The organism is Streptomyces sp. NBC_00454, from assembly GCF_041434015.1.
Classification (GTDB): domain Bacteria; phylum Actinomycetota; class Actinomycetes; order Streptomycetales; family Streptomycetaceae; genus Streptomyces.
The window spans coordinates 7,215,256-7,240,771 of the sequence record NZ_CP107907.1; the positions used below are offsets into that span (position 1 = coordinate 7,215,256).

Below are 25,516 nucleotides of genomic sequence, written 5' to 3' on the forward strand. Positions count from 1 at the left end.
CGTACGTCCCCGAACACTCCCCCTGCTCGGACGAAGGGAACCACCCGTGCTCCCCACCGGCGACATAGACCTCCTCGAGGACACCTGGGCCCGCGAGGTCCCGCACGCGCAGTTCACCCGGCTGCGCCGCGAGGACCCCGTCCACTGGCACGAAGTGCCCGGCCGCCACGACGGCTTCTACGCCGTCACCCGCCACGCCGACGTCAAGGCCGTCAGCCGCGACCCCGAGCTCTGGTCCACCGAACTCGGCTCGTTCATGATCCGCGACCAGAGCCCCGAGTCCCTGGAGACCCTGCGCCTGGTGCTGCTCGGCATGGACGCCCCGCGCCACTCCCGGTACCGCTCCCTGGTCAGCGCGGGTTTCACGCCCCGGGTGGTACGAAAGCTCGCAGCCCGGATCCAGGAGCGCGCGGTGTCGCTGGTGGAGCGGGCGGTCACCCCGGGCCGGGACATGGACTTCGTCGCCGAGGTCGCGGCCTGGCTGCCGATCCAGACGATCTGCGAGATGGTCGGCGTTCCGGAGGGCGACGAGCGGCTGATCTTCGACTGGAGCAACCGCATGGCCGGCGGCCAGGATCCGGAGCTCTCGGCGGGCAAGCACGACAGCGACCTCGCGGCCGCCGAGATCTACGCCTACTGCGACGCGCTGGCGGCCGAACGCAGGGCCCACCCCCGAGAGGACATCCTCTCGACCCTGGTCCACGCCGAGGTGGACGGGGACCGGCTCACGCAGGACGAGATCAACATGTTCTTCGTGCTGCTGTGCGTCGCGGGCAACGAGACCACCCGCAACCTGCTCTCCGCGACCCTGCTGGCCCTGGTGGACCACCCGGCGGCCCGCGCCGAACTGGCCGCCGCCCCGCAGGACGAGCTCCTGTGGACCTCGGCCACCGAGGAGTTCCTGCGCTGGGGCGGCTCGATCCACAACTTCCGGCGCACCGCGACCCGCGACACCTCGCTGCGCGGGCAGCCGATCGCCGCCGGACAGAAGGTGGTCACCTACTACACCTCCGCCAACCGCGACGAGGAGGTCTTCGCCGACCCCTTCGCCTTCGACATCCGCCGCACCCCGAACGACCACGTCACCTTCGGCGGCGGCGGCCCCCACTTCTGCCTCGGTGCGGGCCTCGCCCGTACCCAGATCAAGGCCCTGGTCCGCGAACTGCTCCGCCGCCACCCCGACTTCGGCCTGGCGGGCGAGGTGCGCCGGCTGCGCTCGGACTTCATCAACGGTGTGAAGTACCTTCCGGTGCGGTTCGGCTAGCGAGGAGGTCCTAGGCTCGGCCGGATGTGGATACGCGAGAAGATCTGGAACGAGGCGGGCCCGGCGGAGCGGCGACTGGCGGGGCTGGCGGTGAATCCGGCCGCACCGGTGAGCCTCCTGCTCCGGCTGCTCGCGGACGGCCCGCCCGCCGCCCGGATGGCGCTGTGCGGTGACCGGGACCTGCCCGGGTCCGTGGTCGACGCCCTGCTCGCCCACCCCGACCGGTGGGCGCGTGCGGTCTTCGCCTCCAGCCCGCACGCCGATCCCGCGCAGCGGGCGCGGCTGGTGGACGACCCCGAGTTCGTCGTCAAGGCACACCTGGCCGAAGGGCCGCCCAACCGCTGGACGGTACGACGCCCGCGGCTGCCGGACCCGACAGTCGTCCACATCATCAACACCTACGACGGGGAGCTGGTGCAGGGCATCGACTGTCAGATCTCCGCCGGGCTCCGCCGCGACATGCCCACGCACCCGGACCCCAAGGTGCGCCTCTGGGGTGTGGGTTCGTGGCGCTCCCTGCCGGTCGGACTCCGGGCCGCGCTGCTCGCCGACCCGAACCCGGAGGTACGCGAGTGCGCCGAGCGGCATGCCCGGCACGAGGACCCGCAGTGGGTGCAGCGCGAGCTTCCGGAGCACTCGTGTCATGCACGCACCGGCATGCTGATGCACGACGCCCTGAACCGCGCCGTCATCGACTCCGTGCTCACCGCCCCGGTCGGTCAGGGGGACCGGGCGATGATCGCCGGCAATCCGAGCCTGCCGCCCGACGTGGTGGTCCTGCTGGCGGCCGACCCTGACCCCGAGGTCCGCGGGGACATCGCCCGTCGCCCCGACCTCGGTGCCGCCGAGCGCCGGGCGCTCGCCGTCGACCCGGATCCGAAGGTGCGCCTCGCCCTGTCCACGCACCCCGCGCTGACCGAGTCCGAACGGGCCGGGATCGACTACGAGGTGCCGCAGGACGGGTACTTCGGGCCTTGCTACCAGCAGTCGGAGCCGCGCGACCCCGCCGCCGTCCGGCGTGACGCGCTCTCCGCCCACCCCCTGCTGCGCCGCCGCGCGGCCGGGGACCAGCTCCTGCCGGCCGATCTCCTCGACCTGCTTGCCGCCGACCCGGACCTCGGGGTGCGGGTCACCCTCGCGCAGAACCACCCCGACGCGCCCGCCGAACTCCTGCTGCGCAGCTTCCTGGAGTACACCGGCGGCGACCGCGTCGAACTGCTCACCCGCCCGCAGTTCCCGACCGTAGGCCTGGCCGCGTACGCGGAGCACGAGGATCCGGCCGTACGAGCGCTCGTGGCCCGGGATCCCGAGCTGGCTCCGGCTCTCGCCGACCGCCTGACGCGCGACCCCGATCCGGAGGTCCGCGGGGTCCTGGCCCGGCATCCGAACCTGCCCGCGGCTCGGATCGTAGAGCTGCTGGAGGACGGGGAACTCGCCCGTCACGCCGCGGCCAATCCGGCGCTGGACCCTGCCCTGATGGAGGAGTTGGTCAACGCGTTCGTCCGTACGGCCTGCTGAGTAATGCTCAAAGATGCTCGCTGACAAGCCACTTCGAGCATCTTCCTTCATCTCGGGCGTCCGGAGCGCTATGTTGCCCGGTGCATGCCAACAGGTGTGTCCGCGATCCGGACCGCACGAGGAGCCGCCCCATGAGACTCATCAGCATCCGCAGGAGCCCACGGAGGCGGCGCGCCCCAGCGGCCGCACTGCTCGCCGCCGCCCTCGCCGTGGCGGGACTGGCCGCCGCCGGACCGATAGCCGCCCCCGCCTCGGCGGCCGTCACGGCCCCGGCCCCCGCCACGGCCGGCAACGTCACAGGCCTGACGCAGTCCGGGAACACCTTCACCGCCACCACCTCCAGTGGCGCCAAGGCCCGCGTGGTCGTCGCCCGCGCCGACATCTTCCGGCTCTGGCTCTCTCCCGACGGAGCCTTCACAAACGACCCGGCCGGCACCGACCTCGCCCCCACCACCGACTTCGGCTCCGTTACCACGAGTTGGACGGACGCGGGCACGTACTACCGGATCACCACCGGCTCCCTGTCGATCCGGGTCAACAAGAGCCCGCTGCAGTTCTCCGTCTACCGGGCCGACAACGCCACCCTGGTCTGGCAGGAAACCCAGCCCACCTCCTGGACCAGCTCCCAGACCACCCAGTACCTCGCGCGCGGCGCCGACGAGCAGTTCTACGGAACCGGGCTGCGGCTCGGCGAATGGGCACTGCGCGGCAAGACCGTGCCGGTGGCCGTGGACAACAAGTGGCGCGAGAACAACAACGCCAGCCCGGCGCCGTTCTACATGTCGACCAACGGCTACGGCGTGATGCGCAATACCTGGGCCCCGGGCTCGTACGGATTCAACGCCCCCACCACCCTCACCCATGACGAGAAGCGCTTCGACGCCTGGTACTTCACCGGCGATTCCCTCAAAACCGTCCTCGACGCCTACACGGACGTGAGCGGCAAGCCCTTCATGGCCCCGCAGTGGGGCTTCGAGCTCGGCAACGCCGACTGTTTCAACGCCTCCAACCCGACCTATCAGGGCGACCACAACCGCCTTCGCCACCAGACCACCCCGGACGTGGTCGGCTACGCGACCGACGCCCGCGCCGCCGACATGCCCTCGGGCTGGTTCCTGCCCAACGACGGCTACGGCTGCGGCTACACCGCGCCCCTGAAGTCCACGGTCGACGCGCTCAAGGCGAAGGGCTTCCAGACCGGCCTGTGGACCTCCACCGGTCTGGGCTCCATCAACGACGAGGTGGGGGTGGCCGGTTCCCGCGGGGTCAAGACCGACGTCGCCTGGATCGGCGGTGGCTACAAGACGGCGTTCACCGGAGTCCAGCAGGCCGTGGACGGCATCGAGAAGAACTCCGACGCCCGACGCTACGTCTGGACCGTCGACGGCTGGGCCGGCACCCAGCGCAACGCCGTCGTCTGGACCGGTGACACCAACGGCACCTGGGACGACATGCGCTGGCACGTCCCCGCCATCGCGGGGGCCGGCCTCTCCGGCCTCAACTACGCCTCCGGGGACGTCGACGGAATCTTCGCCGGCAGCCCCAAGACGTACGCCCGCGACCTGCAGTGGAAGGCCTTCACCCCGGCGTTCATGACCATGTCCGGCTGGGGCGCGACCGGCCCGAGCGCGGGCTACCAGGACAAGCAGCCCTGGCGGTTCGCCGAGCCGTACCTCTCCATCAACCGCAAGTACCTCCAGCTGAAGATGCGGCTGATGCCGTACCTGTACACGATGAGCCGGACCGCGAACGAGACCGGCGTCCCGAGCACCCGCGCCATGGTGCTCGAATACCCCGAAGACCCGGTGGCGCGCGGCAACCTGACCAGTGGTCAGTTCATGGCCGGCGACTCCTTCCTCGTCGCGCCGGTGGTCTCCGACACCTCCGTCCGGGACGGCATCTACCTCCCCGCCGGCACGTGGACGGACTACTGGACGGGCAAGACGTACGCCGGACCGGGCTGGCTCAACGGCTACCAGGCCCCCCTCGACACCCTGCCGCTCTTCGTCAAGGGCGGCGCCATCGTCCCGATGTGGCCGCAGATGAACTACACGGGGGAGAAGCCCGTCTCCACCCTCACCTACGACATCCACCCGCGCGGGAACTCCTCCTTCAGCCTCTACGAGGACGACGGCGCGACCCGCGCCTACCAGTCGGGCGCCTTCGCCCGCCAGCAGGTCGACGTCACGGCCCCCACCACCGGATCCGGCGCGGTCACCATCAACGTAGGTGCCCCGAACGGCAGTTACACCGGCAAGCCGGCCTCCCGCGGCTACGAGTTCACCCTCCACGTGGCCACCGCCCCCGGCACGGTCACCGTGGACGGCTCCGCCCTCACCCGGCAGACCACCAAGGCCGCCTACGACACCGCCACCACCGGCTGGTTCTTCGACGCCGCGGACCGCGGCGGCATCCTGTGGACCAAGACGGGTACGAAGTCGGGCGCGTTCAGCGTCTCGGCCACCGGCACGTCCCTCCCGGCGGCCGACCCCATCCCGGCCACCTCCAACCCCGTCCCGCAGTCGGCCTGGACCCTGGTCTCCGCCGACAGCCAGGAGACCAGCGCCGAGAACGGCGCCGCCCGCAACGCCTTCGACGGCAACCCCGCGACCATCTGGCACACCGCCTGGTCCGGCGGGACCGCGGCCCCGCTGCCGCACGACATCCAGATCGACCTCGGCGCCCGCTACACCGTGGACGGCCTCGGCTACCTGCCCCGCCAGGACGGCGGGGTCAACGGCCGGATCGGCAGCTACGAGGTGTACGTATCCGACACCACCACCGACTGGGGTTCCGCGGTGGCCACCGGTACCTTCGCCGACACCTCGGCCCTCAAATCGGTCTCCCTGTCGGCGAAGACGGGCCGCTACCTCCGGCTGAAAGCCCTGACCGAGGCCGGCGGACGCGGTCCCTGGACCAGCGCCGCCGAGATCACCCTCACCGGCCGCTCCACCCCGCTGCCGGCCGACGCCACCCTGGTCAACGGAGCATCGGCGACCTGCCTCGACCTCCCCGGCAGCGCCACCACCCCGGGCACCCAACCCACCCTCTACAGCTGCCACGGAGGCCCCAACCAGCGCTGGACCCTGCAGAGCGACGGCCGCCTGACCGGCCTGAACGGAGTCTGCCTGGACGCCGCCACCGCCTCGGCCGTCGCCGTCCAGACCTGCAACGGCAGCTCCGGCCAGACCTGGCAGACCGGCCCGGACGGCAGCCTGCGCAACGCCGGCCAATGCCTTACCCCGGCCGGCTCCGCCACCGCCAACGGCACCAAGACGACCCGGGTCGCCTGCGCCACCACCGCGGCCCAGCGCTGGACCTTCACCCCCTGACCCGACCCCGATGACGAACCGCTCCCGAGCCCGGCCCGGCACCCCGCCGGGCCGGGCTCGGCCGGTCCGGTGGTCGTCCTCCGGCCCGCGGCCTATAAGTTGGACGCCGCGACCCCGGACCGTCCAGGAAGGTGAGGAAGGTGCTCATGCCCGCAGGAAAGATGCACGACGGCGAACCGGACATCGACACGGCGCTCGTGCACCGCCTGATCGCCGCCCAGTTCCCCCGGTGGGCGCAACTGCCCGTCGAACGCGTCGACTCCGCCGGGACACAGAACGCCATGTACCGGCTGGGCGAGGACATGGTGGTACGGCTCCCCCGTACGGCCGGGGCCGCCCAGGACGTGGTCGCGGAACGCGTATGGCTGCGGCGGCTGGCCCCGGCGCTCGCGGTGGCCGTCCCCGAACCGCTCACCGAGGGCCGGCCGGGCGAGGGGTACCCCTGGCCCTGGTCCGTCTTCCGCTGGCTCACGGGCGGGATCCCCGTCGCCGGGCGGATCGACGAGCCCGAGCGGCTCGCGGCGGACCTGGCGGAGTTCGTGCTCTCCCTGCGCGGAGTCGACCCGACCGGCGCTCCGCCCTCGTACCGCAGCGAAACCCTGGCGGCGCGGGACACCGATGTCCGCGCCGCGATCGCCGGCCTGGCCGCGCTCGGCGAAATCGACACCGCCGCGGTGAGCGCCGTATGGGACACGGCCCTACGGGCCCCGGCGCGGCCCGGCCCGCCGGTGTGGATCCACGCCGACCTGCAGCCCGGGAACATGCTCCTCGCCGACGGACGGCTCGCCGCCGTCATCGACTTCGGCTGCGCCGGCCTCGGCGACCCCGCCGTCGACCTGATCCCGGCCTGGTACGTCCTCCCGGCCGCCGCCCGGCCCGTCTTCCGCGCCGCCCTGGCCACCGACGACGGAATGTGGACGCGAGCCCGCGGCTGGGCCCTGTCGATCGCACTGATGGAGCTGAACTACTACCGGAACACGAACCCCACGATGGCGTCGACCGCCCGCTACGTCATCGCCGAGACCCTCACCGGCCGGTAGCCGGCGACAGGTCAGAATCCGCGGTCGCAGATCGTCCGCAGCCACGGTTCCCTGAAGGCGGGCATTCGCGCCAGCGTGTTCCGGAACGCCTCCCTGGATGGCTGGAACGGGCACCAAGGGTGCGGCGGCAGCGGGTCGTCCCGCTCCACACCTGCCGGCAGCCCGCCGACCACCGGCAGCCGGGTCCGGTGTGGCGGGAAGGCGACCTCGGCCCAGAGCGTGGCATCCATGGGGACCGGCACGGCCCCGGCGCGCGGCTGCCACATGTCTCCGGTCTGCGGATGGACCGGCACGAGCACCAGGTCAGCGGCCGGCTCGCCGTACGCCGGGCCGGCCAGGTCCAGCCGCTTCGCACCTTCCCCGGTGGGGAGCAGTGCGGCGAGTGCCCGGCCGAGGAGCTCCGCGACCGGTCCGGGCGCCACCTCGACCGGTGCGCCCCCGGCGGCCACCACCACCTGGGCGAGGGCCACGCCCGCCGGGATGTCCCGGTACTCGTCCAGCCGGTGCCACGGTGTGCCGGTGGTGAACAACTCCGTCCAGTCCATGATCGGTCGCTCCGGCGGGCCCGGCAGCCGCAATACCGCCTGTGGAACGAGCCGGACGACCTGCCAGTACCCGCAATCGTCGATCCTCGTTCCCACAGCCAGACCGCAGCCCAGACAGGCCAGGTTCGGTCCGTCCCTCCCGTCGATCCCCCTGCAGTAGCCCCCGGCCCGCTCGAGGATCAGCCCGGTGCCGCGCATGTCGCCGGGCGCGAGGAGGACGGTCTGCGACGCGCTGTTGGACAGTACGCGGAACGGCGCGGGGTCGACGGAGTAGGACCCGGCCTCCAGCAGTGGCGGGTGCAGCCTCTCCCAGTGGGTGTCGGCCAAGTGGATCGGCAATGCCACCTCCGACACAGGAGCCGTCAGGACCGCACCGCAGCCCGCACACCCGAATACCGCCAAGCTGTCCCCCTCCCGCCGTTGAAGCCCCCGCATCCCACCAAGGTGGGGGCCGTGGGAGCAAGGTGTTTTCAGCTGGGGGCAGGACTCGGGGCTCGCCCGGACGTCGCGGTCCGTTTCCCCAACCGGGGGAGAAAGGTCGGGACTTCAGGCGGAAGCGCGGCGAACGGGCGCGGCCCGAGGATGGCGTGTGGGAGCTCCGGGTCTGCCGGGCCGCATCCAGGTGAAGGGAAGACCGCGATGGACGCCACCACTGTCACGTCGGCCGGGACCGGTGTCCACGAGGGCGGGGATCCGGCGGGGGCCGCGCTCGAGGTGCCGCGCGGCATCAAGTGGGCGGCGCATGTGATCCCGTTGTGCGCGCTGCCGTCGGGGCTGTGGCGCGTAGCGCTCGTGGCGGGCTGGCCCGACTGGTACGCGGGCCACGCGTGGCTGCCGGGTGAGCGGGCGTACGTCTTGTCGCTCTCGCTGATCGCCGAGTGCCTCGCGCTGCTCACCCTGGGGCTGGTCCGGCCGTGGGGCGAACGGCTGCCCGGCTGGGTGCCGTTCGCAGGGGGCCGGGTGGTACCGGTCCGTACGGCCGTCGTCCCGGCCTCGATCGGCGCGTTCCTGGCCATGGCGCTGGGCGCGTACGCGACCCTGAACTACTTCTTCCACTTCGTTCCGCCGCTGAACGACGACGGCGAGGTCTTCCCGACCAGCGGTCCCGGCGCCTGGGCGCTGTGGGCCTGCTACGTCCCCTTCCTCGCGTGAGGGCCGTTGCTGGCGGTGGTGACCCGGGCGTACTTCCTGCGCCGGAACCACGGAATGCGGTAGCGCCCAGGTACAGCGCTTCCGGGCGCCTCATGCGCCGGGGCGGGCGTCGGTGGGCGTCCGCAGGCATTGGCGGACGCCGGCGGGTCGGCACCCGTCGCCGCCCTCGCGAAGGCGGGTCCGGGTTGCCGCCCTGGGCCGTGAGTCGATCGTCAGGCAGCCGGAAACCCAAGTCAATCCTCCGATCATCTCGCAACCCCCCAGCGATACCTTGGGGGTTGTGACCCTCGATGACCTCCGCGTGTTCGTCGCCGTCTGCCGGACCGGCAGCCTCAGTGCCGTCGCCCGCGACCTCGGCCGTACCCAGTCCGCCGTCAGCCAGCACGTCCGCCGCCTGGAGAAGGAGACCGGCGCCGTGCTCCTTGAGCGCCACCCGCGCGGTGTCCTGCCCACCGAGGCGGGGCGGATCCTCCAGGCGGCCGCCGCCGACGGTCTGGCCGGGCTGGACGGGGCCCTGCGCCGGCTCGACACCCTCGTGCGCGGCGACGGCGGATCGGTGCGCGTCACCACCGGCGCCACCACCGTCCGGCACTTCATGGCCGAGGCGGTCGTCGCCTTCCGCCGTGAACACCCCCGGGCCAGCCTGGAGTTCCAGACCGAGAACTCCAGCCGCAGCTGCTTCGACGCCCTGGCCGCGGACGACCTCGACCTCGCCTGGATCACCATCGGCAGCCCCGTGCGCGGCATCGAGCAGCGCCCGGTCCTGCGGCTTCCCTGGGTCCTCGCGGTCGGCGCCGAGGACCCCCTCGCCGCCCGCAGCCGCCTGGAACCCGCCGATCTCGCCTCCATCCGGCACATCCGGCTGCCCGAGAACTCCACCTCCCGCGCCCATCTCGACGGAGCCCTCGCCGAAGCGGGCATCCGGATCAGCTCCGACACCAGCGTCGCCGACTGGGACACCGCGCTGCTCCTCGCCGAACTGGGTCTGGGTCACGCGGTCGTACCCGCCCTGCCCGGCTGGCAGGTCCCCGGAACGGACGGGCCGCTGCGGCTCGTGCCGATCCCCGCCCTGCCGCCGCTCGCGGTCGGCTGGGCCGTGCGCCGCTGGTCCTCCCTCACCCCGCTGGCCCGCGCCTTCGCCGACGAGGTGGCGCGCAGCTGCGTAGCGAGGGCCGGGCGGTAGGCGCGGGCGCGGGCCACCCCTGAGCGTGACGCGTTCGATTCCGCGATGATGGAGTGAGGACGGCCGGGCGGTGCGCCCGGCCCGGCCGAGGAAGAGGTGACCTGTCATGGCGGAGCAGGAGGCGCGCGAAGGCGGGCCGTCGGCGGGCAGGCTGGAAGAGGGCCGCCTGATGAAGGAGCTCGAAGCCATCCACCGCACGCGCCACGAGACGCTGCTGCACGGGTCGGACGAGGCGCTGGTCACCCACACCCAGCGGATGGACGAGCTGGAGGGCGAGTACCTGCGCCGCCACCCGGAGCGGGCCCAGACCCCCGGCCGCACCCGCTCGGGAGCGCGTGCGCGCACGTCGACCGACGAGCAGGGCTAGCCAGAGCCCCTGGTCAGACGGCATACGGGAAGAGCACGACCCGCCCGCGGTCCAGGCGCAGCCGCACCCAGCCGGGCACGACCCCCTCCGGCACCGGCCCGGCCACCTCCAGCAGGACGAGGTCCTCCCCGAGCCGCAGCACGAGGACCCCGTCCTCCTCGATGTCCACCCATCCCCGCAGCATCACGGCGCTGCCCCCGCCCTCCCGCACCTCCGGTGCGCCCTCCGGGCCCGCGGACTCGGCGTTCCGCCCCCAGGCGAGGTCCTCGTCGACGGTCCATTCGACGTAGTGGGCGCCGGGTTCCGCCGCCGGATCCCCGGCCCAGCCGACAGTGACCTCCCCGAGCGGGGTCCGAACGCGGGCCAGGCGCGGGTGGCCAGCGGGCCGGCGCGAGATGTCGATCAGTTCCACCAGTTCCACGCGCATGCGCCGAGCATGCCGGATGGCGGGTACCCATGCCGCAGGCGTGCACCAGACTTGCTTCAAGTGAGACAAATTTGTATCGTTTGAGGCGAAGGAGGATCACATGGTGCACGAACAAGAGCTGCTGGACGGCGCCGCCCGCGTACTCGCCGGCGACCACAGCGCCTCCATGGCGCACATCGCCGCAGGGATCGGGACCAGCCGGGCCACGCTCGGCCGGCGCTACGCGACCCGCGAGGCGCTGCTCAAAGCCGTGGCCGTCCGGGCCATCGACGTGGTCGACGGGTGCCTGGCCCCCGCCGATCTGCCGGCCACCGCCGACGCCGCGGCCTTCGACGCCGCGCTGGAGCGGCTCGTCACGGGGCTGCTGCCCGCCGCGCACCTGTACGGATTCACCTCGCGCGATGCCACCGTGCTCGCCGATCCAGAGTTCCGGGCCGGAATCCAGCGCCAGGACCAGCGGGCCCTCGCCTTCCTGGCCCTCGGCCAGCGCCTCGGGCGGCTGCGCGTCGATCTGCCCGCGTACTGGATCTGGTACTCGCTCTGGGGCCTGCTCGACGCAGCCGCCGAAGGCGTCCGTGACGGCCACCTCGCGCCCCGCGACATCGGCCGGCTCGTCCTCGCCTCCTTCCTCAGCGGGACCCGGCCGCCCACCGCCGAGTAGCCCGCCCACCCCACCTCACACCTCCCGTACACGCGTGAACGGAACCCCCATGCACACCCCCACGCAGGACCCGCGCCGCTGGATCGTGCTCGCGATCCTCTCCGGCAGCCTGCTGCTCATCTCGATGGACACCACGATCCTCAACGTGGCCTTCCCCTCGCTCGTCGGCGACCTCCAGCCCGGCGCCGTACAGCAGCTGTGGATCATCGACATCTACGCGCTGGCCCTCTCCGGCCTGCTCGTCACCGCCGGAGCCCTCGGCGACCGCTGGGGCCGCAAGCGGCTCCTGATGGCCGGCTTCGGCATCTTCGCCGCCGCCTCGCTCATCGCCGTCTTCTCCACCGAGGCCTGGCACGTCATCGCAGCCCGCGCACTCCTCGGCGTCGGCGGCGCGGCGATCATGCCGTCCACCCTGTCCATCCTGCGCAGCGTCTTCACCGATGCCAAGGAACGCGCCTTCGCACTCGCCGTCTGGGCGGCCGTCTTCGGCGGCGGCATGGCCTTCGGACCGGTCGTCGGCGGCCTCCTCGTCCAGGACTACGGCTGGCACTCCGCCTTCCTCCTGAACCTGCCCGTGGCCGCGATCATCGTCGCGGCCGGCCTGCGCTACCTTCCCGAATCCCGCTCCCCGCGCGCCGCCGGCGCCTGGGACTGGTGGGGCGTCGGCCAGTCGATCGTCGGCATGCTCGCCCTCGCGGGCGGCATCAAGCAGCTCGGCAAGAGCGGTGTCGCCGACCCGCTGCCCTGGGCGCTGCTCGCCCTCGCCGCGATCTCGCTGACCGTCTTCGTCCGCCGCCAGCTGCGCCTGGACAACCCGCTGCTCCAGGTCAGGCTCTTCGCCAAGCCCGCCTTCAGCGTGGCCGCCACCGCGATCTTCCTGCCGATGGTGGGCATGGGCGCGATCCTCTTCCTCGTCACCCAGTGGTTCCAGTACGGCCAGGGATACACCCCGCTCGAGGCCGGTCTGCGCCTGCTGCCCGCCCCGCTCGCGCTGATCTGCGCCTCGATGGTCGCCCCGACCCTCATGCAGCGCTTCGCGATCCGGCACGTCCTCGGCGGCGGCCTGCTGGTCCTCGCCACGGGCATGGCCCTGCCCTGGACCCTCCAGCAGTTCACCGACCTCGGCTACCCGGCCTTCGCCGCTGCCCTGACCATCATGGGTCTGGGCGCGGGCCTCGCCACCACCGTCGCCTCGGTGACCCTCATCTCCGCGGCCCCCGCGGACGAGGTCTCCAGCGCCGCCGCGATCGAGGAGACCTGCTACGAACTGGGCTCGGCCATGGGCGTGGCCATCCTCGGCTCGACGGCCGCCGCGCTCTACCGCGGAAACCTTCCGGCCCTGGACCTGGACGGCGCCACCTTGAGCGCCGTACGGGACTCCGTGGGCGAGGCCGCCCACACCGCCGAACGGCTCGGCGGCAGCGTCGGCCAGACCCTGCTCGACGCCGCCTCGCACGCCTACACCCTCGCGATCACCCCGGCGTTCCTGCTGGCCGGCGCCCTCGCGGTGGCCGCCGCCGCGACCACCTGGACGCTGATCCCGCGGGACCTCCAGCCGACCGAGAACCACTGATCCGGTTCGGGACGGGGCTTACGAGGCCGCGTACGCCCACAGCTCGCGCATCCGCTCCGGCGGCGTCGGTCCGGTCAGCTCCAGCTGCGTCATGAGGAGGGTGACGGCGCCGGTCGACGGGACGATGTGCGCGGCCGTACCGGTCCCGCCGATCCAGCCGTAGCGGCCCAGGACGTTCCAGGGGTCCGTCGGTGTGATGTCGACCGAGCCGCCGAAGCCCCAGCCCTGGCCCTCCAGGAAGAGTCCGGCCCCGGCCCGCTGGGCCGGGGTCAGCCAGTCGGTGGTCATCAGCCGCACCGACTCGGGGGCGAGCACCGGGCCGCCCTCCTCCAGCAGCATCCGGGCGAAGCGGTGGTAGTCGTCCAGCGTGGACACCAGCCCGCCGCCGCCGGAGGGGAAGGCGGGCACGGAGCTCCACTGTCCGTCGGGGGCGTCGACCAGTTCGAGGGCGCCGTCCGGGCCGGTGCGGTACTGGTGCGCGAAGCGGCCCAGCTGCCCCGCCGGCACCGCGAAACCGGTGTCCGTCATCCCCAGCGGCTCGAAGACCCGCTCCGCCAGGAACTCGGGCAGCGAACACCCGGCCACCCGGGCGATCAGCACCCCCAGGATGTCCGAGCAGGTGTTGTACAGCCAGGCCTCGCCCGGCTGGTGGAGCATCGGGATCCGGGCCAGTGCGGCCATCCAGGCGTCCGGCGCCGCCACCCGCTGCGGCTGCGGCGGCCCCTGGAGCAGTTCGCCGAAGAGCGGGGCCACCGCGGGGAGCGAGAAGTCCGCGGGGAAACCCCAGCCGGCGCGGAACGTCAGCAGATCGGCCACCGTGACCGGCCGCGCCGCCGGGACCACGTCGTCGACCGGGCTCGCGGGGGTGCGTACGACCACGGGTTCGGCGATCTCAGGCAGCCAGGGGGCCACCGGGTCGACGAGCGCGAACCGGCCCTCCTCGACCAGGGCCATGACCGCCGCCGCAATCACCGGCTTGGTCAGCGAGGCGATCCGGAAGATGGAGTCCCGCACCATCGGGGCGCCGCCCGCGGCGTCCGCGCTGCCCACGACGGCCACCTCCGGCCCGGAGCCGTCGCCCCGGTCCACCAGGGCCACCGCCCCGGGCAGGGACTTGCTCTCCACGTACGGCTGGAGGATGTCTTCGAGCGATCCGGTCACGAGTCCGCCTCTCCGAGCTCTTCGGGGGTGCGCGCCACGGAGTCCCACAGGGCGCAGTGATGTTCCGCCGATGCGTCCACGGTACGGATTCCCGCCGGCCCCGGCGCCAGGGACAGCACGGCGGGGGAGCGCGGCCACCGGGGCCCCGTCCCGGGAGTGTTGGGGTCCCCGGTCGCCGCGAACCGGGTCCAGTACCCGGTCATCCGCTCCGACAGCGACCGCTGCGCAGCGCTGAGCGGCGGCTCGCTGTCGAAGAGGTAGGGCAGCTCGAAGCCGTGCGAGGCCCCGTACGGGAAGCCCGCCACCTCCGGCAGCCCGGTGTGGTTCGGGGCGTCCCGGTCGTCGAACCGGTAGTCGTACGCGGCCACGTGCCGCACCAGCGCCCGGCTGTCCCGCAGCTGCGGGCACAGGAACGAGGCGTCGGACAGCACGGCGGCGAAGGCCAGCGCGGGCGTCGGGTGGGCCGTCACGGGATAGGCGGCCTCGATCCGGTCGGCCGCAGCCCCGAACGAGGCGCGCAGCCGGGCCCGGTAGCCCTGCGGGTCGCCGACCGGGTAGGCGGCCAGGGTCTGCCCGAGGAAGATCCGCATCTCGTCCCGGTTCGCGCCCTGCACCACCGGGACCCGGGCGAACTCCCCGCGCTCCAGGGCCAGTCGCGGCTCGGTCGGCAGCAGGTCGCCTCCGTAGGACAGGAGGTTGAACCGGCCCGTCAGCTCGGGCGTCGCGAGCTTCCCGGGGTCCAGGCCGCGCAGGCAGGCCGCGGCCTCGGCGGCCGTGGGCCGGTCGCAGCCGAGGCCGGCGGCCGCCGCCGAGCCCTCGGAGAGGGCGTGCTCCTGTGGTGCGAACGGGACGTAGGCGCCGTACCCCGGCAGCAGGGACCGGGCGGGGATGGCGGTGGAACAGGAGCCGCTCTGCACGATCGCCCGGTGGAAGAGACCGGCCGAGGCCGGGGAGACCAGGTGCGCGCAGACGCTGAGGGCTCCGGCGGACTCGCCGAAGAGGGTGACCCGGTCCGGATCGCCGCCGAAGCGGGCGGCGTTCGCCCGCACCCAGCGCAGCGCGGCCTGCTGGTCGGCGAGCGCGAAGTCGGGGGCGCCGCCGAGGGCGGGGTGCGCGAAGAGGCCGAAGACCCCGAGGCGGTAGTTGACCGTGACGACCACGGCACCGCCCTCGGCGGCCAGCCTCCCCGGCCGGTACAGATCGCCCGCGCCGTTGACGAATCCGCCCCCGTGAAACCAGACCATGACCGGACGCCGGGGCGGCGCGCCTTCGGCCGGAGCGCTGTCCCGAGCGGTGACGTTGAGGAACAGGCAGTCCTCCGAGCCGCTCGGCCCGCCCGGTCCCACCGCGGGCAGCTGGACGCAGCGGGCACCGGGTGCGCCCGCGTCCCGTACCCCGGACCACGGCGCGGCGGGCACCGGAAGCCGCCAGCGCAGCGGGCCGGTCGGCGGTGCGGCGTAGGGGATGCCCTCGAAGGTGCGGTACCCGGCCGCCTGCCGTCCCCGCACCGGCCCGCGATCGGTGTCGACCACGGGCCGGCCGCCGTCATCGGCGGCAGCCGCCACGGCCGGGCCCGGGGTGGCGACGGGCAGGAGCAGGGCCAGGGCCGTGGCCATGGTCGCCACCGGCAGGAGCGCGCGTCGGGCGGCCCGCCCGGGGTTCCGCCGCGCAGCCCGCCCCGGGGTCCGCCCGGCGGCCGGACCGGCGGTCGGGCCGGGAGCCCGTCCGGCTGTCGCCGCCATCAGCGCCCCCTCGTCAGCACGCCCCGTACGAAGGCCGCCTGCCCCGCGTGCTGGAGGTCGTCGGCGATCACGCTGACCAGGCGCACGCCCAGGGTCACCGGCGGATCCCAGCGCTCGTCGACCACCCGGTCCAGTTCGGCGGCGCCCAGCCCGCGCAGGAACCGCAGGGTCTGCGCGTGGACGGCGTCGAAGTACCCCAGGAGCAGGTCCCCGGAGTCGACCCGCACGGTGCCGGCCTGGTGCGCGGTGTGTCCGTACCCCGTCGATCCGGCGGGCAGCGGCAGGGCGAAACGGTCGTCCCATCCCTCCGCGTGCCAGACCTGTTCCCAGCCGGCCGCGTCCGCCACGTGGTCGTCCTGGACCCGGGTCAGGTGCCAGACGAGCCAGGTGATCGAGTTCGCGCCCGCGTCGATCCGGGCGTCCAGTTCTCCGGCGTCCAGGCCCTCGACCGCCTCGCGCACCACGTCCTGGATCCGGCCGAACGCGTCGGCCAGTACCTCCGTACCCTTCATGCCTCCACCATGCCCACGACAGGCGGCGACAGGCCCCGCGGCGCCGCGGGGGACCCCCGTTTGCCCGCCCCGAATGGCGCAGCGCGGCGAGGTGGCGCTGAATGTAACAAAGCGTGCGCTTCCCATGACGCACGATGACCGGCGTGCGATGTGTAGACCCGCGCGTCGGCGAACGGAGCTTTCCATGAATGACCCGATCACGCTCGCCGCGACGGAGTACGAAGAACCGCGCGGGCTCCCCGACACCACGGAAATCTGGCCGCCTGAGGTCGCGAGCCCCGAGAACGCCCGGGACACGGACGCCCCCGACTCCGCGCCACCCCTGGAGGCGGGCCCCGGCCCCGGCGCGGACCCCGATCCCGGGACCCCGAACGGGCCGCAGGACGGGGCGGGGGCGACGCGCGTGCGCACCCTCCTGGAGACCGCTGCCACCGGCCGGCCGGTCAGTGAGGTCACCGCGCTGGTCGGCCTCCTCAAGGACTCCGGCCAGCACCCCAACCCCGGGCACGAGGCGCTGCGCGCGGCGGCCGTGGCCCGTCCCGTCCACGAGGTCCGCGAGATGGTCGACCTGCTGGGCGATCCCCCGCACGCGACCGGCGAGGCCGACATCACCCTGAAGGCCGCCGCCCTCGGGCGGCCCATCGAGGACGTGGCCCTGCTGGTGAGCATCCTCGGAACCGGCGAACAGGCCCCGTACCGCCGGGCCGAGAGCGAGCCGGGCCGGCCGGGCGAGCCGGGAGGAGAGGGCCGGACCGCCCTCCACCTGCCGCCCGCCCCCGTTCCGGTCCCGCCGCGGGTTCCGGACAGGCCCCGACCGCCGACCAGGGCCGTCGGCGGCGCGCTGGGCCGCGTGCTGCGCTGGCCGGTGGCGCTCGCGCTGCTGGTCTGCGGAGCGCTGCACGTCCCCGGCGACCCGGCCGGCCTGTTCTCCGGCGACACCGGCGGGCTGCTGGCCCTGGCCGTCAGCCTGCTCTGTCTGACCGCCGGAGCCCTGCTGGCGATACGGGACACCGCATGGGCCTGGCGGGCCGGAGCCGTGGTCGCGCTGGGCGTCACCGCGCTCCATGTGGTCGGCGGAGCCGTGGAGTTCGACCCGCTCGCCGGAGCGGTCGGTGCCTCCGTGAGCTGGGCCGGCGTCACGGCGGTGCTGAGCGCGGCGACCGGAGCGGTCCTCGCGGGTCTGGCCCTGCAGCACCGTCCGGCGGCCGGACCGGCGGACGGCGCCTGACCACCGACAGGACGGGGCAGAGGCCTCGGCCCTGACCCCCGGGGTCCGGGCGGCGTCCCACGGGATCGCCGCCCGGACCCCTTCGCCGCTGGGAAGGAGACACGCGATGGACCCGGTGGCGGCGCTGGAGCGGATCGCCTTCCTGCTGGAGCGCGCCCAGGAACCCACGTACCGGGTCCAGGCCTTCCGCGCCGCCGCCGCGGCCCTCGTCCGGATGGGGGAGCGGGAGGTGGCCGAGCGGGTCGCGGCGGGCTCGCTCGAATCCGTCAAGGGCATCGGGCCGAAAACGGCCCAGGTGGTCCGGGAAGCCCTCGCCGGGTCCGTCCCCGCGTACCTGCAGCGGCTGGAGGACCAGGTCGCCGCACATCCCGAAGGCCCCCCGCCGAGCCCCGGGGCTCTCGCCCTGCGCGCGGCCCTGCGCGGCGAGTGCCACATGCACTCGGAGTGGTCCGACGGGGGCGCCCCGATCGAGGCGATGGGCCGGGCCGCGGCCGCCCTCGGCCACGACTGGGCCGTGCTCACCGACCATTCGCCCAGCCTGAAGGTGGCCCGCGGGCTCTCGCCGGAGCGGCTGCGCGAACAGCTGCGGACCGTGGCCGAACTCAACGCCGACTGGGCCCCGTTCCGGCTGCTCACCGGCATCGAGTGCGACATCCTGGCCGACGGCTCGCTCGACCAGGAACCCGAACTCCTCGCGGAAGTGGACCTGGTGGTCGGCTCCGTCCACTCCAAACTCCGGATGGAAGCCCCGGCCATGACCCGGCGGCTGATCGCCGCCGTGCGCAACCCGCACCTCGACGTCCTCGGCCACTGCACCGGTCGGCTGGTCACGGGCAGGACCCGCCCCGAGTCGGAGTTCGATGCCGAGGCCGTCTTCGCGGCCTGCGCCGAGTCCGGCGCCGCCGTGGAGATCAACAGCCGGCCCGAGCGGCTCGACCCGCCGCGCCGGCTGCTGCGGCTCGCCGTCGCCGCGGGCACCTACTTCGCGATCGACACCGACGCCCACGCCCCGGGCCAGCTCGACTGGCAGACCACCGGCTGCGAGCGCGCCCTGGAATGCGGGGTACCGGCCGACCGGATCATCAACACCTGGGCGGCGGCCGACCTGCTCACCTGGACCCGGACCCGGAAGCAGCCCCGCCCCCGGTCCCGGACCCGCCGTCCGTCTCCCGGGACGCCGTCAGCGTGAACAGCGCCCCGTCCGGATCGCGCAAGGACACCCACCGCTCGGTCCCGCTCTCCCCGATGTCCGAGACCGTGCGCCCGCCCAGCGCCTCCGCCGCCGCCACGGCCGCATCCAGCGAGGCCACCCGGAAGTGGACGTGCCAACGGGGCCGGGTGTACGGGCTGTAGGCGCCCGCCTCCACGGGACCGCTGTCGAGCCGCGCCACCGCCTCCCCGCCCTGCCGGAGCACGACCTGGTCCTTCTCGTAACTGACCTCGCAGCACCCGGCGCGCCCGGTGGCCCACTCCAGGACCTCCCCGTAGAACATCGCCGATTCGAAGGCGTCGCGGGTACGGAGCTCCAGCCAGGCCGGCGCGTGTCCCGTGCCCACCCGCCAGCCCGCCGACACCTGGCCCTCCCAGATCCCGAACACCGCCCCGTCCCGGTCCGCCACCAGGGCCGCGCGGCCCCCGGACTCGAAGGACACCGGGCCCACCGCGACCGTCCCGCTGCGCTCCCGCACCCGGCTCACCGCCACGTCCGCGTCGTCCACGGCGAAGTACGGGGTCCAGGCCACCGGCACCGCCAGATCCCCGGCCAGCGCCCCGATCCCGGCCACCGGAACCCCGTCCAGGTCGGCCACCGAGAACGCGTCGCCGAGCCGCGCCGGTTTGAACCGCCAGCCCACGACCGCACCGTAGAACCGCTGCGCCGCACCGAGGTCGCGGGCCATCAGGCTCACCCAGCACGGCGCCCCGAAGACGTCCCTCGTCGAAATCTCCACCGCTTGTTCCGCCCTTCACCGGGGCGCGGTCCGCTCGCGCCGTCCGAGCACAAGCGTTGCGCCCCGGCCCCCGGCACGGCCCGCAGGCGCGCCACCGGGGCCACCGGCCGTGGGCCACGGAAATCCCGTTGGCGGCACCCGGGCGGGCTTCTAAGGTGCAGCTCATGACGATCATGGGTCCCCAGGACATCGACACGGCGGTATCCCTCGCCGCACAGGCACTGCGCGGCGTGGCGCACCTCGACTGGGCCGCCCCGGCCGCCGGACTGGAGTGGAACTGCCACGACACGGCCGTGCACATGTCGAGCGCCCTCACGAACTACGCCACCCAGCTCACCGGCCGGGAGAGCGAGGACTTCGTCCCCTTCGGGATCGTCCCCGACCCCGGCACCGGACCCGACGGGCTCATCGAGATCCTCACCACGACCGGCGGACTCCTCTCGGCCACCGCGGCCGTCGCCGACCCCGGGTTCCGGGGGTGGCACCCGTACGGGAGCGCGGGCGCGGACGGCTTCGTCGCGATGGGCGTGGTCGAGGTGCTGCTGCACACCCACGACATCCTCGGCGGCCTCGGCGTCCACGACTGGGAGCCGGGCCCGGAACTGCCCGCGCGGGTCCTGGACCGCCTCTTCCCGCACACCCCGCGCGAGAACGACCCCTGGCGGACCCTGCTGTGGGCCACCGGCCGCGGCGAACTCCCGGGGCTGGCCCGGCAGACGGTGTGGCGCTGGTACGCCTACCCGGTGGACGCCGGGCGCGTACTGCTCTGCGACATCTCCCCGCTGGCGGCGGCCGACCTGGTGGCGGGCGGCACCGGAGGCTTCGCCTGGGCCGAGGACGGCCCCGCCGACGGCACGCGGCGCGCCGCCGGGTCGGTGGTCAAGGCACAGGAGGAGGGCAGGTACCGGCCGGGCTGGGGACCGTACGCGATCATCCGCGCGAGCGACCGGCGGGCCATCGGAGGCATGGGCTTCCACGGCGCCCCGGACGCCGACGGCCGCGCCGAGATGGGCTACGACCTGGTCCCCTCGGCCCGCGGCAACGGCTACGCCACGGAGGCGCTGAAGGCACTGACGGGCTGGGCCCTGCGCCAGCCGGGCGTCGCCGTGCTGGCGGCCACGGTGGACGAGGGCAACGCCGCCTCCCACGCGGTGGTCCGGCGGGTCGGTTTCACGGAGGCGGGCTCCGGGGAAGGCACGATCCGGTACGCCCTGCGCTAGGCCGTCTCTTTCGGATCTTGCCGGGCCCGCGCCGCCCGGCACGGGCTGCGCCGCCGCTCCGACCCGGAAAGCAGGTTCCGCCGTGGTGAGTTCCCAGGTTCCCGTGATCGACCTCGGCCCGTGGCGCGGCGGCGGGGCCGAGGAGCGCCGCCGCATCGCCTCCAGGGTCGACGAAGCGCTCCAGGCAGCCGGTTTCCTGCTGGTCACCGGGCACGGGATCGGCCCTGAGCTGCCCGAGCGGATCCGCGGGGCGGCGCGGGAGTTCTTCCGGCTCCCGGCCGCCGCCAAGGCCCCGTACGCCGTGGCGGTCGGCGGGCGCGGCTGGCTCGGCCCCGGCGCGGAGGCCAACAGCTACGCGGAGGGCGCCGCCTCCCCGCCCGACCTCAAGGAATCCTGGTCCTGCGCGGCCGAGGACCCCACGGGGATCCCCTCGGTGGACGCGGAGTGGTTCCGGCCCAACGCCTGGCCGGCCGAGGCTCCCGCGCTGCGGCCGCTCGCAGCGGAGTACCTGGCCGCGATGCGGGGGCTCTGCGACGAGCTCCTGGAACTGCTGGCCGCCGCGCTGCGCCTGGATCCGGACCATTTCACCCGGCACACGGGCCACCCGACCTGGGGTTTCAACGTCAACTGGTACCCCGGCACCGAGCGCGTCGGCCCTCCGCTCCCCGGCCAGTTCCGGATCGGTGCGCACACCGACTTCGGCACCGTCACCGTCCTGGACCGACAGCAGGGCGCCGGCGGACTCCAGATCCACACCGACGCCGAGGGCTGGCAGGACGCCCCGTACGATCCGGCCGCGCTCACCGTGAACATCGGCGACCTGATGGCGCGCTGGACGGGCGACCGGTGGCGGGCCGGCCGCCACCGGGTGCTGCCCCCGCCCGCCGACGCACCGGCCGAGGAGCTGATCTCGCTGGTCTACTTCTACGAGTGCGACCCCCATGTCCGCGTGGAGTCCCTGCCGGCGCCCATCGGCCGGATCACGCACGAGCCGGTCGACTCGCACGCCTACCTGAGGGCGAAGCTCGATGCGATCACCGTCCCGGGGGAGGGGGACGCGAAGGCGGGCGAAGCGGCAGGTCCGGGGGTGGATCCGGGGGCCGACCGGTAGGCCGGGGCGACCCCGATTACCCGATGCCGGGCGCGTTCGGCAGGATGTGTCCATGACCGAGATCCGCACCCCCCGCCTCCTCCTCCGCCGCTGGACCGAGGACGACCTCGTCCCGCTGTCGGAGATCACCGCCGACCCGGAAGTGATGCGCTGGATCGGTGACGGGGAGACCCTCGACCTGGAGGAGACCGCCGAGCTCCTGGAGGCCTGGGAGGACGAGTGGGACGAGGAGGGCTTCGGGATCTTCGCCGTCGAGCTGCTGGCCTCCGGCGAGCTGATCGGCGCCGTCGGGCTCTCCATGCCGTGGTGGCTCCCGGAGGTCCTGCCGGCCGCGGAGATCACCTGGCGCCTCGGCCGGTCCTTCTGGGGCCAGGGCTACGCCTCCGAGGCCGCGCACGCCACGCTGGAGTTCGCCCTCCAGGACCGGGGCCTGGACCGGGTCGTCGCCGTCAACCGGGCGGGCAACGACGAGTCCGAGAACGTGATCCGCAAGCTGGGCATGACGGCCGAGAAGGACGTCTCGGCCCCGGAGACCGGCGCCCTGCTCAACATCCACGGGATCGACCTCACCGAGTACGAGGCCTGAGCACGCCCCGCGTTCGAGGCCAGCGCCCCAGGCCCAGCGCCCCCGTCCGACACCTCGTACGCCGCACCCCGCCCCCCGCACACCCCCGGGCCGCCCGGGTCAGCCGATCGGCTGACCCGGGTGTCGACCGCCGGGCCGAGCGGGCGGCGGGTCCCGCGCGGTGAGGATGGGTACGGGGGAGCGGGCGCACCACCGGCCCCGCCCCCGGAACCGAGAGGGGCACCCATGCCGGAGCACGACCGCCAGCGCCCGCGTCCGCTCGCACACCGCCGCGCACGGGGAACCAGTACCGCCCTCGCGGCCCTCGCCGCGGCGCTGCTCCTCGGAGCCTGCACCCAGACCGGCACGGCCCGGGTTCCGGCCGCCGCACCGGCCGCCTCCCCGCTCCCGACGGCCTCGCCGACCCCCGAAGGCACCCTTCTGGTCGCCGACTTCGGGGCCGACACCGTCACCTTCGTGGACCCGGAGAAGGGCTCCGTCGGCTCCGTTCCCGTCGGCAGAGCCCCGTACGGCCTGGCCGTCGGCGCGGACGGCCGGGCCTGGGTGGCCACGGCCGAGGGGGTTGCCGTCGTGGACACCCGTACGCGGACCAGGACGGCCCGCATCCCCTACCGCACCACCGGCACGGGGCCCGTCACCGGCGGCGAGTACCGGGGCGGCGGCATGGGCATCGCGCTGTCGCCCGACGGAGCGCACGCGTACGTGGGCGTCAACGTTCCCGGGACCACCGGTGTGCTCGAGGTCATCGACACGGCGACGGCCCGGGTGTCCGCCGTGGTCCCGGTGGGGCGGCGGCCCTTCGACGTGGACGTGTCGCGCGACGGCTCCGAGGTCTACGTCACCGGCCACGACTCCTTCGACGTCACCGTCGTCCCCACCGGCTCGCTGCGGCCCCGCCGCATCGAGGTGGCCCCGTACGGGACCGAGGGCGGCCTCGGGTCCTGGCTGAAACCCCACTACGCCGCCGTGCGGCCGACGGACGGAAAGCTGCTGCTCCCCTTCGAGGGCGAGCGGCTGGCCGTCGTGGATCCGCGGACCGGCGGCACCACCGTCGAGAAGCTGACGGCCGACACCCACCAGCACGGGACCACGGTCACCGCGGACGGCCGGCTCCTGGTCGTCGGCACCGGCGCCGTGGAGCCCGGGAAGGGCAAGGGGCCCTCGCTCACGGTCCGTTCCCCGGACGGCGCGGAGCGCGTGTACCCGCTGGAGGGGCCGCACGAGGACGTGGCCGTCTCCCGGGACGGTCGCACGGCCTACGTCACGGGGGGCTACACGCGCGACGGTTACTGGAACGGCATCACGGTCGTGGACCTGGACGGCGGGAGCAGCCACCGGCTCGCGGCGGGCTCCCGGCCGCTCGGCATCGCCGTGCTGTGAGCGACCCGCGGGGCGCGATCAGGACCGGCCGAACCAGCGGCGGCGCGGCGCTTCGGGAGGCTGCGGGGCGAACGGCGGCAGGGCCTTGAACTGCTCGTGCAGGGCCACGGTCGGGACGATCCGCCGCAGGGTCCGGCGGACCAGCGTGAGCGGGTGATCGGGGAACCGCTCGTCCCATTCCTCCAGGTCGGCAAGGTGGTACGGCAGTCCGCCCGTCACCCCGGGGCCGTACGGATGCGGGGCGAAGTACCGCTCCGCGCCGAGCTCAGCGAGGACGACCGCCTCACGCATACCGGTCATCGCCCCCTCGCCCGCCTGCACCTTCAGGACGGTGCTGCAGCCGGCCCGGGGGACCGTCCACGACCCCAGGAAGACCTGGCCCCGGCCCTCGGGCCGGGCCACCTTGGCCAGCTGCCGGACCGCCGGAAGGCCGTCCACGTGGCCGAGTTCCGCCTCGATCAGGCCCGCCCCGGCCGCGGCCACGGACCGGGCGAGGCCGTTGAACAGGGGCCCGGGAGCGTCGAGGGGCGCGGGCAGATCGGGAACGAGGGGGAAGAAGTGCACGGACAGGACGAGCCCGTGCTCTTCGTCCGTCCAGACCCCGGGCTCCCGCTCGGTGAAGCCGCCGGTGTCGAAACGCGTGATAGGTGTCATGCCGCGCAGGTGTCCAGCATGGTCGAGAGCATCTTCTTCTCCGGCTCCGTGACGGTCAGGCCGTACGTGGACTTCACCGTGGTCCACGCCCGCCCGTACTGGCACCAGGCCGCCTTCGACGGCGGCTGCCACAGGTCGGGACTCTGATCGCCCTTGGACCGGTTCGAGGACGCGCTCACCGCCAGCAGCTGGGGACGGGTCAGATCGTTCGCGAAGGCCTTGCGCTTCGCGGCGTCCCAGCCCGCGGCGCCGGAACGCCAGCCTTCGGCGAGGGGCACCATGTGGTCGATGTCCATCTTCGAGGCCTCGGTGACCACCACGTCGTCGTAGAGGCTCTTCCAGGTGCCGGACACCGCCTTGCACTCGGAGTCCCGGGTGACGTCGGCGCCGTCCCGCTGGAGGATGACCTCGCGGGTGTCGCACTTGTTGCCCTGGTCCACCCAGTGCGTGAACTTGTCCCGGCTGTAACCGGACATGGTCCCGGGAGTCGCCACCTTCAGCGCGGCCAGCTGCGTCCGGGCGACGGACACGGAGACCATGCCCGGCAGCACGTCCCCGGAGGCGGGCTTACCACCGGCGGGGGCGGGGGCTCCGGACTTGGCGGGCGCGGAGGCGCCCGGCTTCGCGTCCTTGGCCGGGCCGCCGGTTCCCGTACCGGAACCGGAACATGCGGCAGCACCGAGCAGCAGCGAGGCCGCCAGCAGCACACCGGGCACCCGTATCTGACGTCCCATAACCCCACCCCGAACCCGCCGTGCACGATGTCCCGGGAAGCCTACCCATTTCGGACGGGCCGCGAAGCCATCCGGCTCGCCGGACGGCAGCCGTGAATCCGCCTTCGGGCGGAGCCGGATGGCGGGCGTGCGGTCAGGTCGGGCCCGATCCCCCTGACGGGTGAACGGAGTTGGGAT

23 protein-coding genes are annotated in these 25,516 nt (G+C 73.8%); 15 read left to right on the forward strand and 8 right to left on the reverse strand.

Going from position 1 to position 25,516, the window contains the following annotated elements; genetic code table 11:
* Window positions 1–46: 46 nt before the first annotated feature.
* The 4 genes from OHU74_RS32905 to OHU74_RS32920 all read left to right on the forward strand — a co-directional run bounded on the left by OHU74_RS32905 (window position 47) and on the right by OHU74_RS32920 (window position 7,154).
* On the forward strand, window positions 47–1,264 hold the full coding sequence (locus tag OHU74_RS32905) for a cytochrome P450 (RefSeq protein ID WP_371619285.1): 1,218 nt from the start codon (window positions 47–49) through the stop codon (window positions 1,262–1,264).
* A gap of 24 nt (window positions 1,265–1,288) precedes the next feature.
* On the forward strand, window positions 1,289–2,782 hold the full coding sequence (locus OHU74_RS32910) for a hypothetical protein (protein ID WP_371619286.1): 1,494 nt from the start codon (window positions 1,289–1,291) through the stop codon (window positions 2,780–2,782).
* 131 nt (window positions 2,783–2,913) lie between these two features.
* Window positions 2,914–6,114 carry a TIM-barrel domain-containing protein gene (locus tag OHU74_RS32915; RefSeq protein WP_371619287.1) on the forward strand — a complete coding sequence of 1,067 codons (3,201 nt, stop codon included), beginning with the start codon at window positions 2,914–2,916 and terminating at the stop codon, window positions 6,112–6,114.
* Between the two features lie 146 nt (window positions 6,115–6,260).
* Entirely contained in the window at window positions 6,261–7,154 is an 894-nt protein-coding gene (locus OHU74_RS32920) for an aminoglycoside phosphotransferase family protein (RefSeq protein WP_371619288.1), read from the forward strand.
* Window positions 7,155–7,165: 11 nt separating this feature from the next.
* On the opposite strand, the gene OHU74_RS32925 is transcribed toward OHU74_RS32920, so the two are convergent.
* Window positions 7,166–8,044: a hypothetical protein gene (locus OHU74_RS32925; protein ID WP_371619289.1), complete on the reverse strand. Its 879-nt coding sequence runs from the start codon at window positions 8,042–8,044 to the stop codon at window positions 7,166–7,168.
* Window positions 8,045–8,338: 294 nt separating this feature from the next.
* On the opposite strand from OHU74_RS32925, the gene OHU74_RS32930 reads away from it, so the two are divergent.
* The 3 genes from OHU74_RS32930 (at window position 8,339) to OHU74_RS32940 (ending at window position 10,401) form a co-directional block, all read left to right on the forward strand.
* The gene (locus tag OHU74_RS32930; RefSeq protein WP_371619290.1) at window positions 8,339–8,851 is read left to right on the forward strand and encodes a hypothetical protein; all 513 of its coding nucleotides are present in this window, start codon (window positions 8,339–8,341) and stop codon (window positions 8,849–8,851) included.
* A gap of 280 nt (window positions 8,852–9,131) precedes the next feature.
* Entirely contained in the window at window positions 9,132–10,034 is a 903-nt protein-coding gene (locus tag OHU74_RS32935; protein WP_371619291.1) for a LysR family transcriptional regulator, read from the forward strand.
* A 106-nt stretch (window positions 10,035–10,140) separates the two neighbouring features.
* A complete protein-coding gene (locus OHU74_RS32940; protein ID WP_330300071.1) occupies window positions 10,141–10,401 on the forward strand; it encodes a DUF6158 family protein in 261 nt (86 codons plus the stop codon).
* 13 nt (window positions 10,402–10,414) lie between these two features.
* Here OHU74_RS32940 and OHU74_RS32945 read toward each other — a convergent pair whose 3' ends face one another.
* Entirely contained in the window at window positions 10,415–10,828 is a 414-nt protein-coding gene (locus OHU74_RS32945) for a hypothetical protein (protein ID WP_371619292.1), read from the reverse strand.
* A gap of 100 nt (window positions 10,829–10,928) precedes the next feature.
* Between OHU74_RS32945 and OHU74_RS32950 the strand changes: the two genes are divergently transcribed.
* Window positions 10,929–11,489, forward strand: a complete 561-nt coding sequence (locus OHU74_RS32950) for a TetR/AcrR family transcriptional regulator (protein ID WP_371619293.1) — start codon at window positions 10,929–10,931, stop codon at window positions 11,487–11,489.
* Between the two features lie 49 nt (window positions 11,490–11,538).
* Window positions 11,539–13,062, forward strand: coding sequence for an MFS transporter (locus tag OHU74_RS32955; protein WP_371619294.1), 1,524 nt, complete (start codon window positions 11,539–11,541; stop codon window positions 13,060–13,062).
* 18 nt (window positions 13,063–13,080) lie between these two features.
* Here OHU74_RS32955 and OHU74_RS32960 read toward each other — a convergent pair whose 3' ends face one another.
* Genes OHU74_RS32960 through OHU74_RS32970 form a run of 3 tightly spaced genes read right to left on the reverse strand, consistent with a single transcriptional unit; the run spans window position 13,081 to window position 16,477 of the window.
* On the reverse strand, window positions 13,081–14,223 hold the full coding sequence (locus OHU74_RS32960; RefSeq protein ID WP_371619295.1) for a serine hydrolase domain-containing protein: 1,143 nt from the start codon (window positions 14,221–14,223) through the stop codon (window positions 13,081–13,083).
* Window positions 14,220–15,965 (reverse strand): carboxylesterase/lipase family protein, encoded by a 1,746-nt coding sequence (locus tag OHU74_RS32965; protein ID WP_371619296.1) that lies wholly within the window; start codon window positions 15,963–15,965, stop codon window positions 14,220–14,222. The genes OHU74_RS32960 and OHU74_RS32965 overlap by 4 nt, the downstream gene beginning before the upstream one ends.
* On the reverse strand, window positions 15,965–16,477 hold the full coding sequence (locus tag OHU74_RS32970; protein WP_371619297.1) for a DUF664 domain-containing protein: 513 nt from the start codon (window positions 16,475–16,477) through the stop codon (window positions 15,965–15,967). The genes OHU74_RS32965 and OHU74_RS32970 overlap by 1 nt, the downstream gene beginning before the upstream one ends.
* A 184-nt stretch (window positions 16,478–16,661) precedes the next feature.
* Between OHU74_RS32970 and OHU74_RS32975 the strand changes: the two genes are divergently transcribed.
* Together OHU74_RS32975 and OHU74_RS32980 are read left to right on the forward strand one after the other, a co-directional pair.
* Window positions 16,662–17,705 (forward strand): hypothetical protein, encoded by a 1,044-nt coding sequence (locus OHU74_RS32975; RefSeq protein WP_371619298.1) that lies wholly within the window; start codon window positions 16,662–16,664, stop codon window positions 17,703–17,705.
* 106 nt (window positions 17,706–17,811) lie between these two features.
* A complete protein-coding gene (locus tag OHU74_RS32980; RefSeq protein WP_371619299.1) occupies window positions 17,812–18,894 on the forward strand; it encodes a PHP domain-containing protein in 1,083 nt (360 codons plus the stop codon).
* On the opposite strand, the gene OHU74_RS32985 is transcribed toward OHU74_RS32980, so the two are convergent.
* The gene (locus OHU74_RS32985; protein ID WP_371619884.1) at window positions 18,815–19,603 is read right to left on the reverse strand and encodes a VOC family protein; all 789 of its coding nucleotides are present in this window, start codon (window positions 19,601–19,603) and stop codon (window positions 18,815–18,817) included. The two genes, OHU74_RS32980 and OHU74_RS32985, sit on opposite strands and share 80 nt — an antisense overlap.
* A gap of 215 nt (window positions 19,604–19,818) precedes the next feature.
* Here OHU74_RS32985 and OHU74_RS32990 point away from each other — a divergent pair, with 215 nt between their 5' ends.
* From OHU74_RS32990 to OHU74_RS33005, 4 genes are all read left to right on the forward strand, one after another.
* A complete protein-coding gene (locus tag OHU74_RS32990) occupies window positions 19,819–20,874 on the forward strand; it encodes a GNAT family N-acetyltransferase (protein ID WP_371619300.1) in 1,056 nt (351 codons plus the stop codon).
* Window positions 20,875–20,956: 82 nt separating this feature from the next.
* The gene (locus OHU74_RS32995; RefSeq protein ID WP_371619301.1) at window positions 20,957–21,985 is read left to right on the forward strand and encodes an isopenicillin N synthase family dioxygenase; all 1,029 of its coding nucleotides are present in this window, start codon (window positions 20,957–20,959) and stop codon (window positions 21,983–21,985) included.
* A 52-nt stretch (window positions 21,986–22,037) separates the two neighbouring features.
* A complete protein-coding gene (locus tag OHU74_RS33000; RefSeq protein WP_330300082.1) occupies window positions 22,038–22,571 on the forward strand; it encodes a GNAT family N-acetyltransferase in 534 nt (177 codons plus the stop codon).
* A gap of 225 nt (window positions 22,572–22,796) precedes the next feature.
* Complete coding sequence (locus OHU74_RS33005) at window positions 22,797–23,951, forward strand: hypothetical protein (RefSeq protein ID WP_371619302.1); 1,155 nt, start codon at window positions 22,797–22,799, stop codon at window positions 23,949–23,951.
* A gap of 18 nt (window positions 23,952–23,969) precedes the next feature.
* Here OHU74_RS33005 and OHU74_RS33010 read toward each other — a convergent pair whose 3' ends face one another.
* The gene (locus tag OHU74_RS33010) at window positions 23,970–24,605 is read right to left on the reverse strand and encodes a hypothetical protein (RefSeq protein ID WP_371619303.1); all 636 of its coding nucleotides are present in this window, start codon (window positions 24,603–24,605) and stop codon (window positions 23,970–23,972) included.
* Window positions 24,602–25,339: an HNH endonuclease family protein gene (locus tag OHU74_RS33015; protein ID WP_371619304.1), complete on the reverse strand. Its 738-nt coding sequence runs from the start codon at window positions 25,337–25,339 to the stop codon at window positions 24,602–24,604. Before OHU74_RS33015 ends, OHU74_RS33010 begins: the two co-directional genes overlap by 4 nt.
* Window positions 25,340–25,516 lie beyond the last annotated feature (177 nt).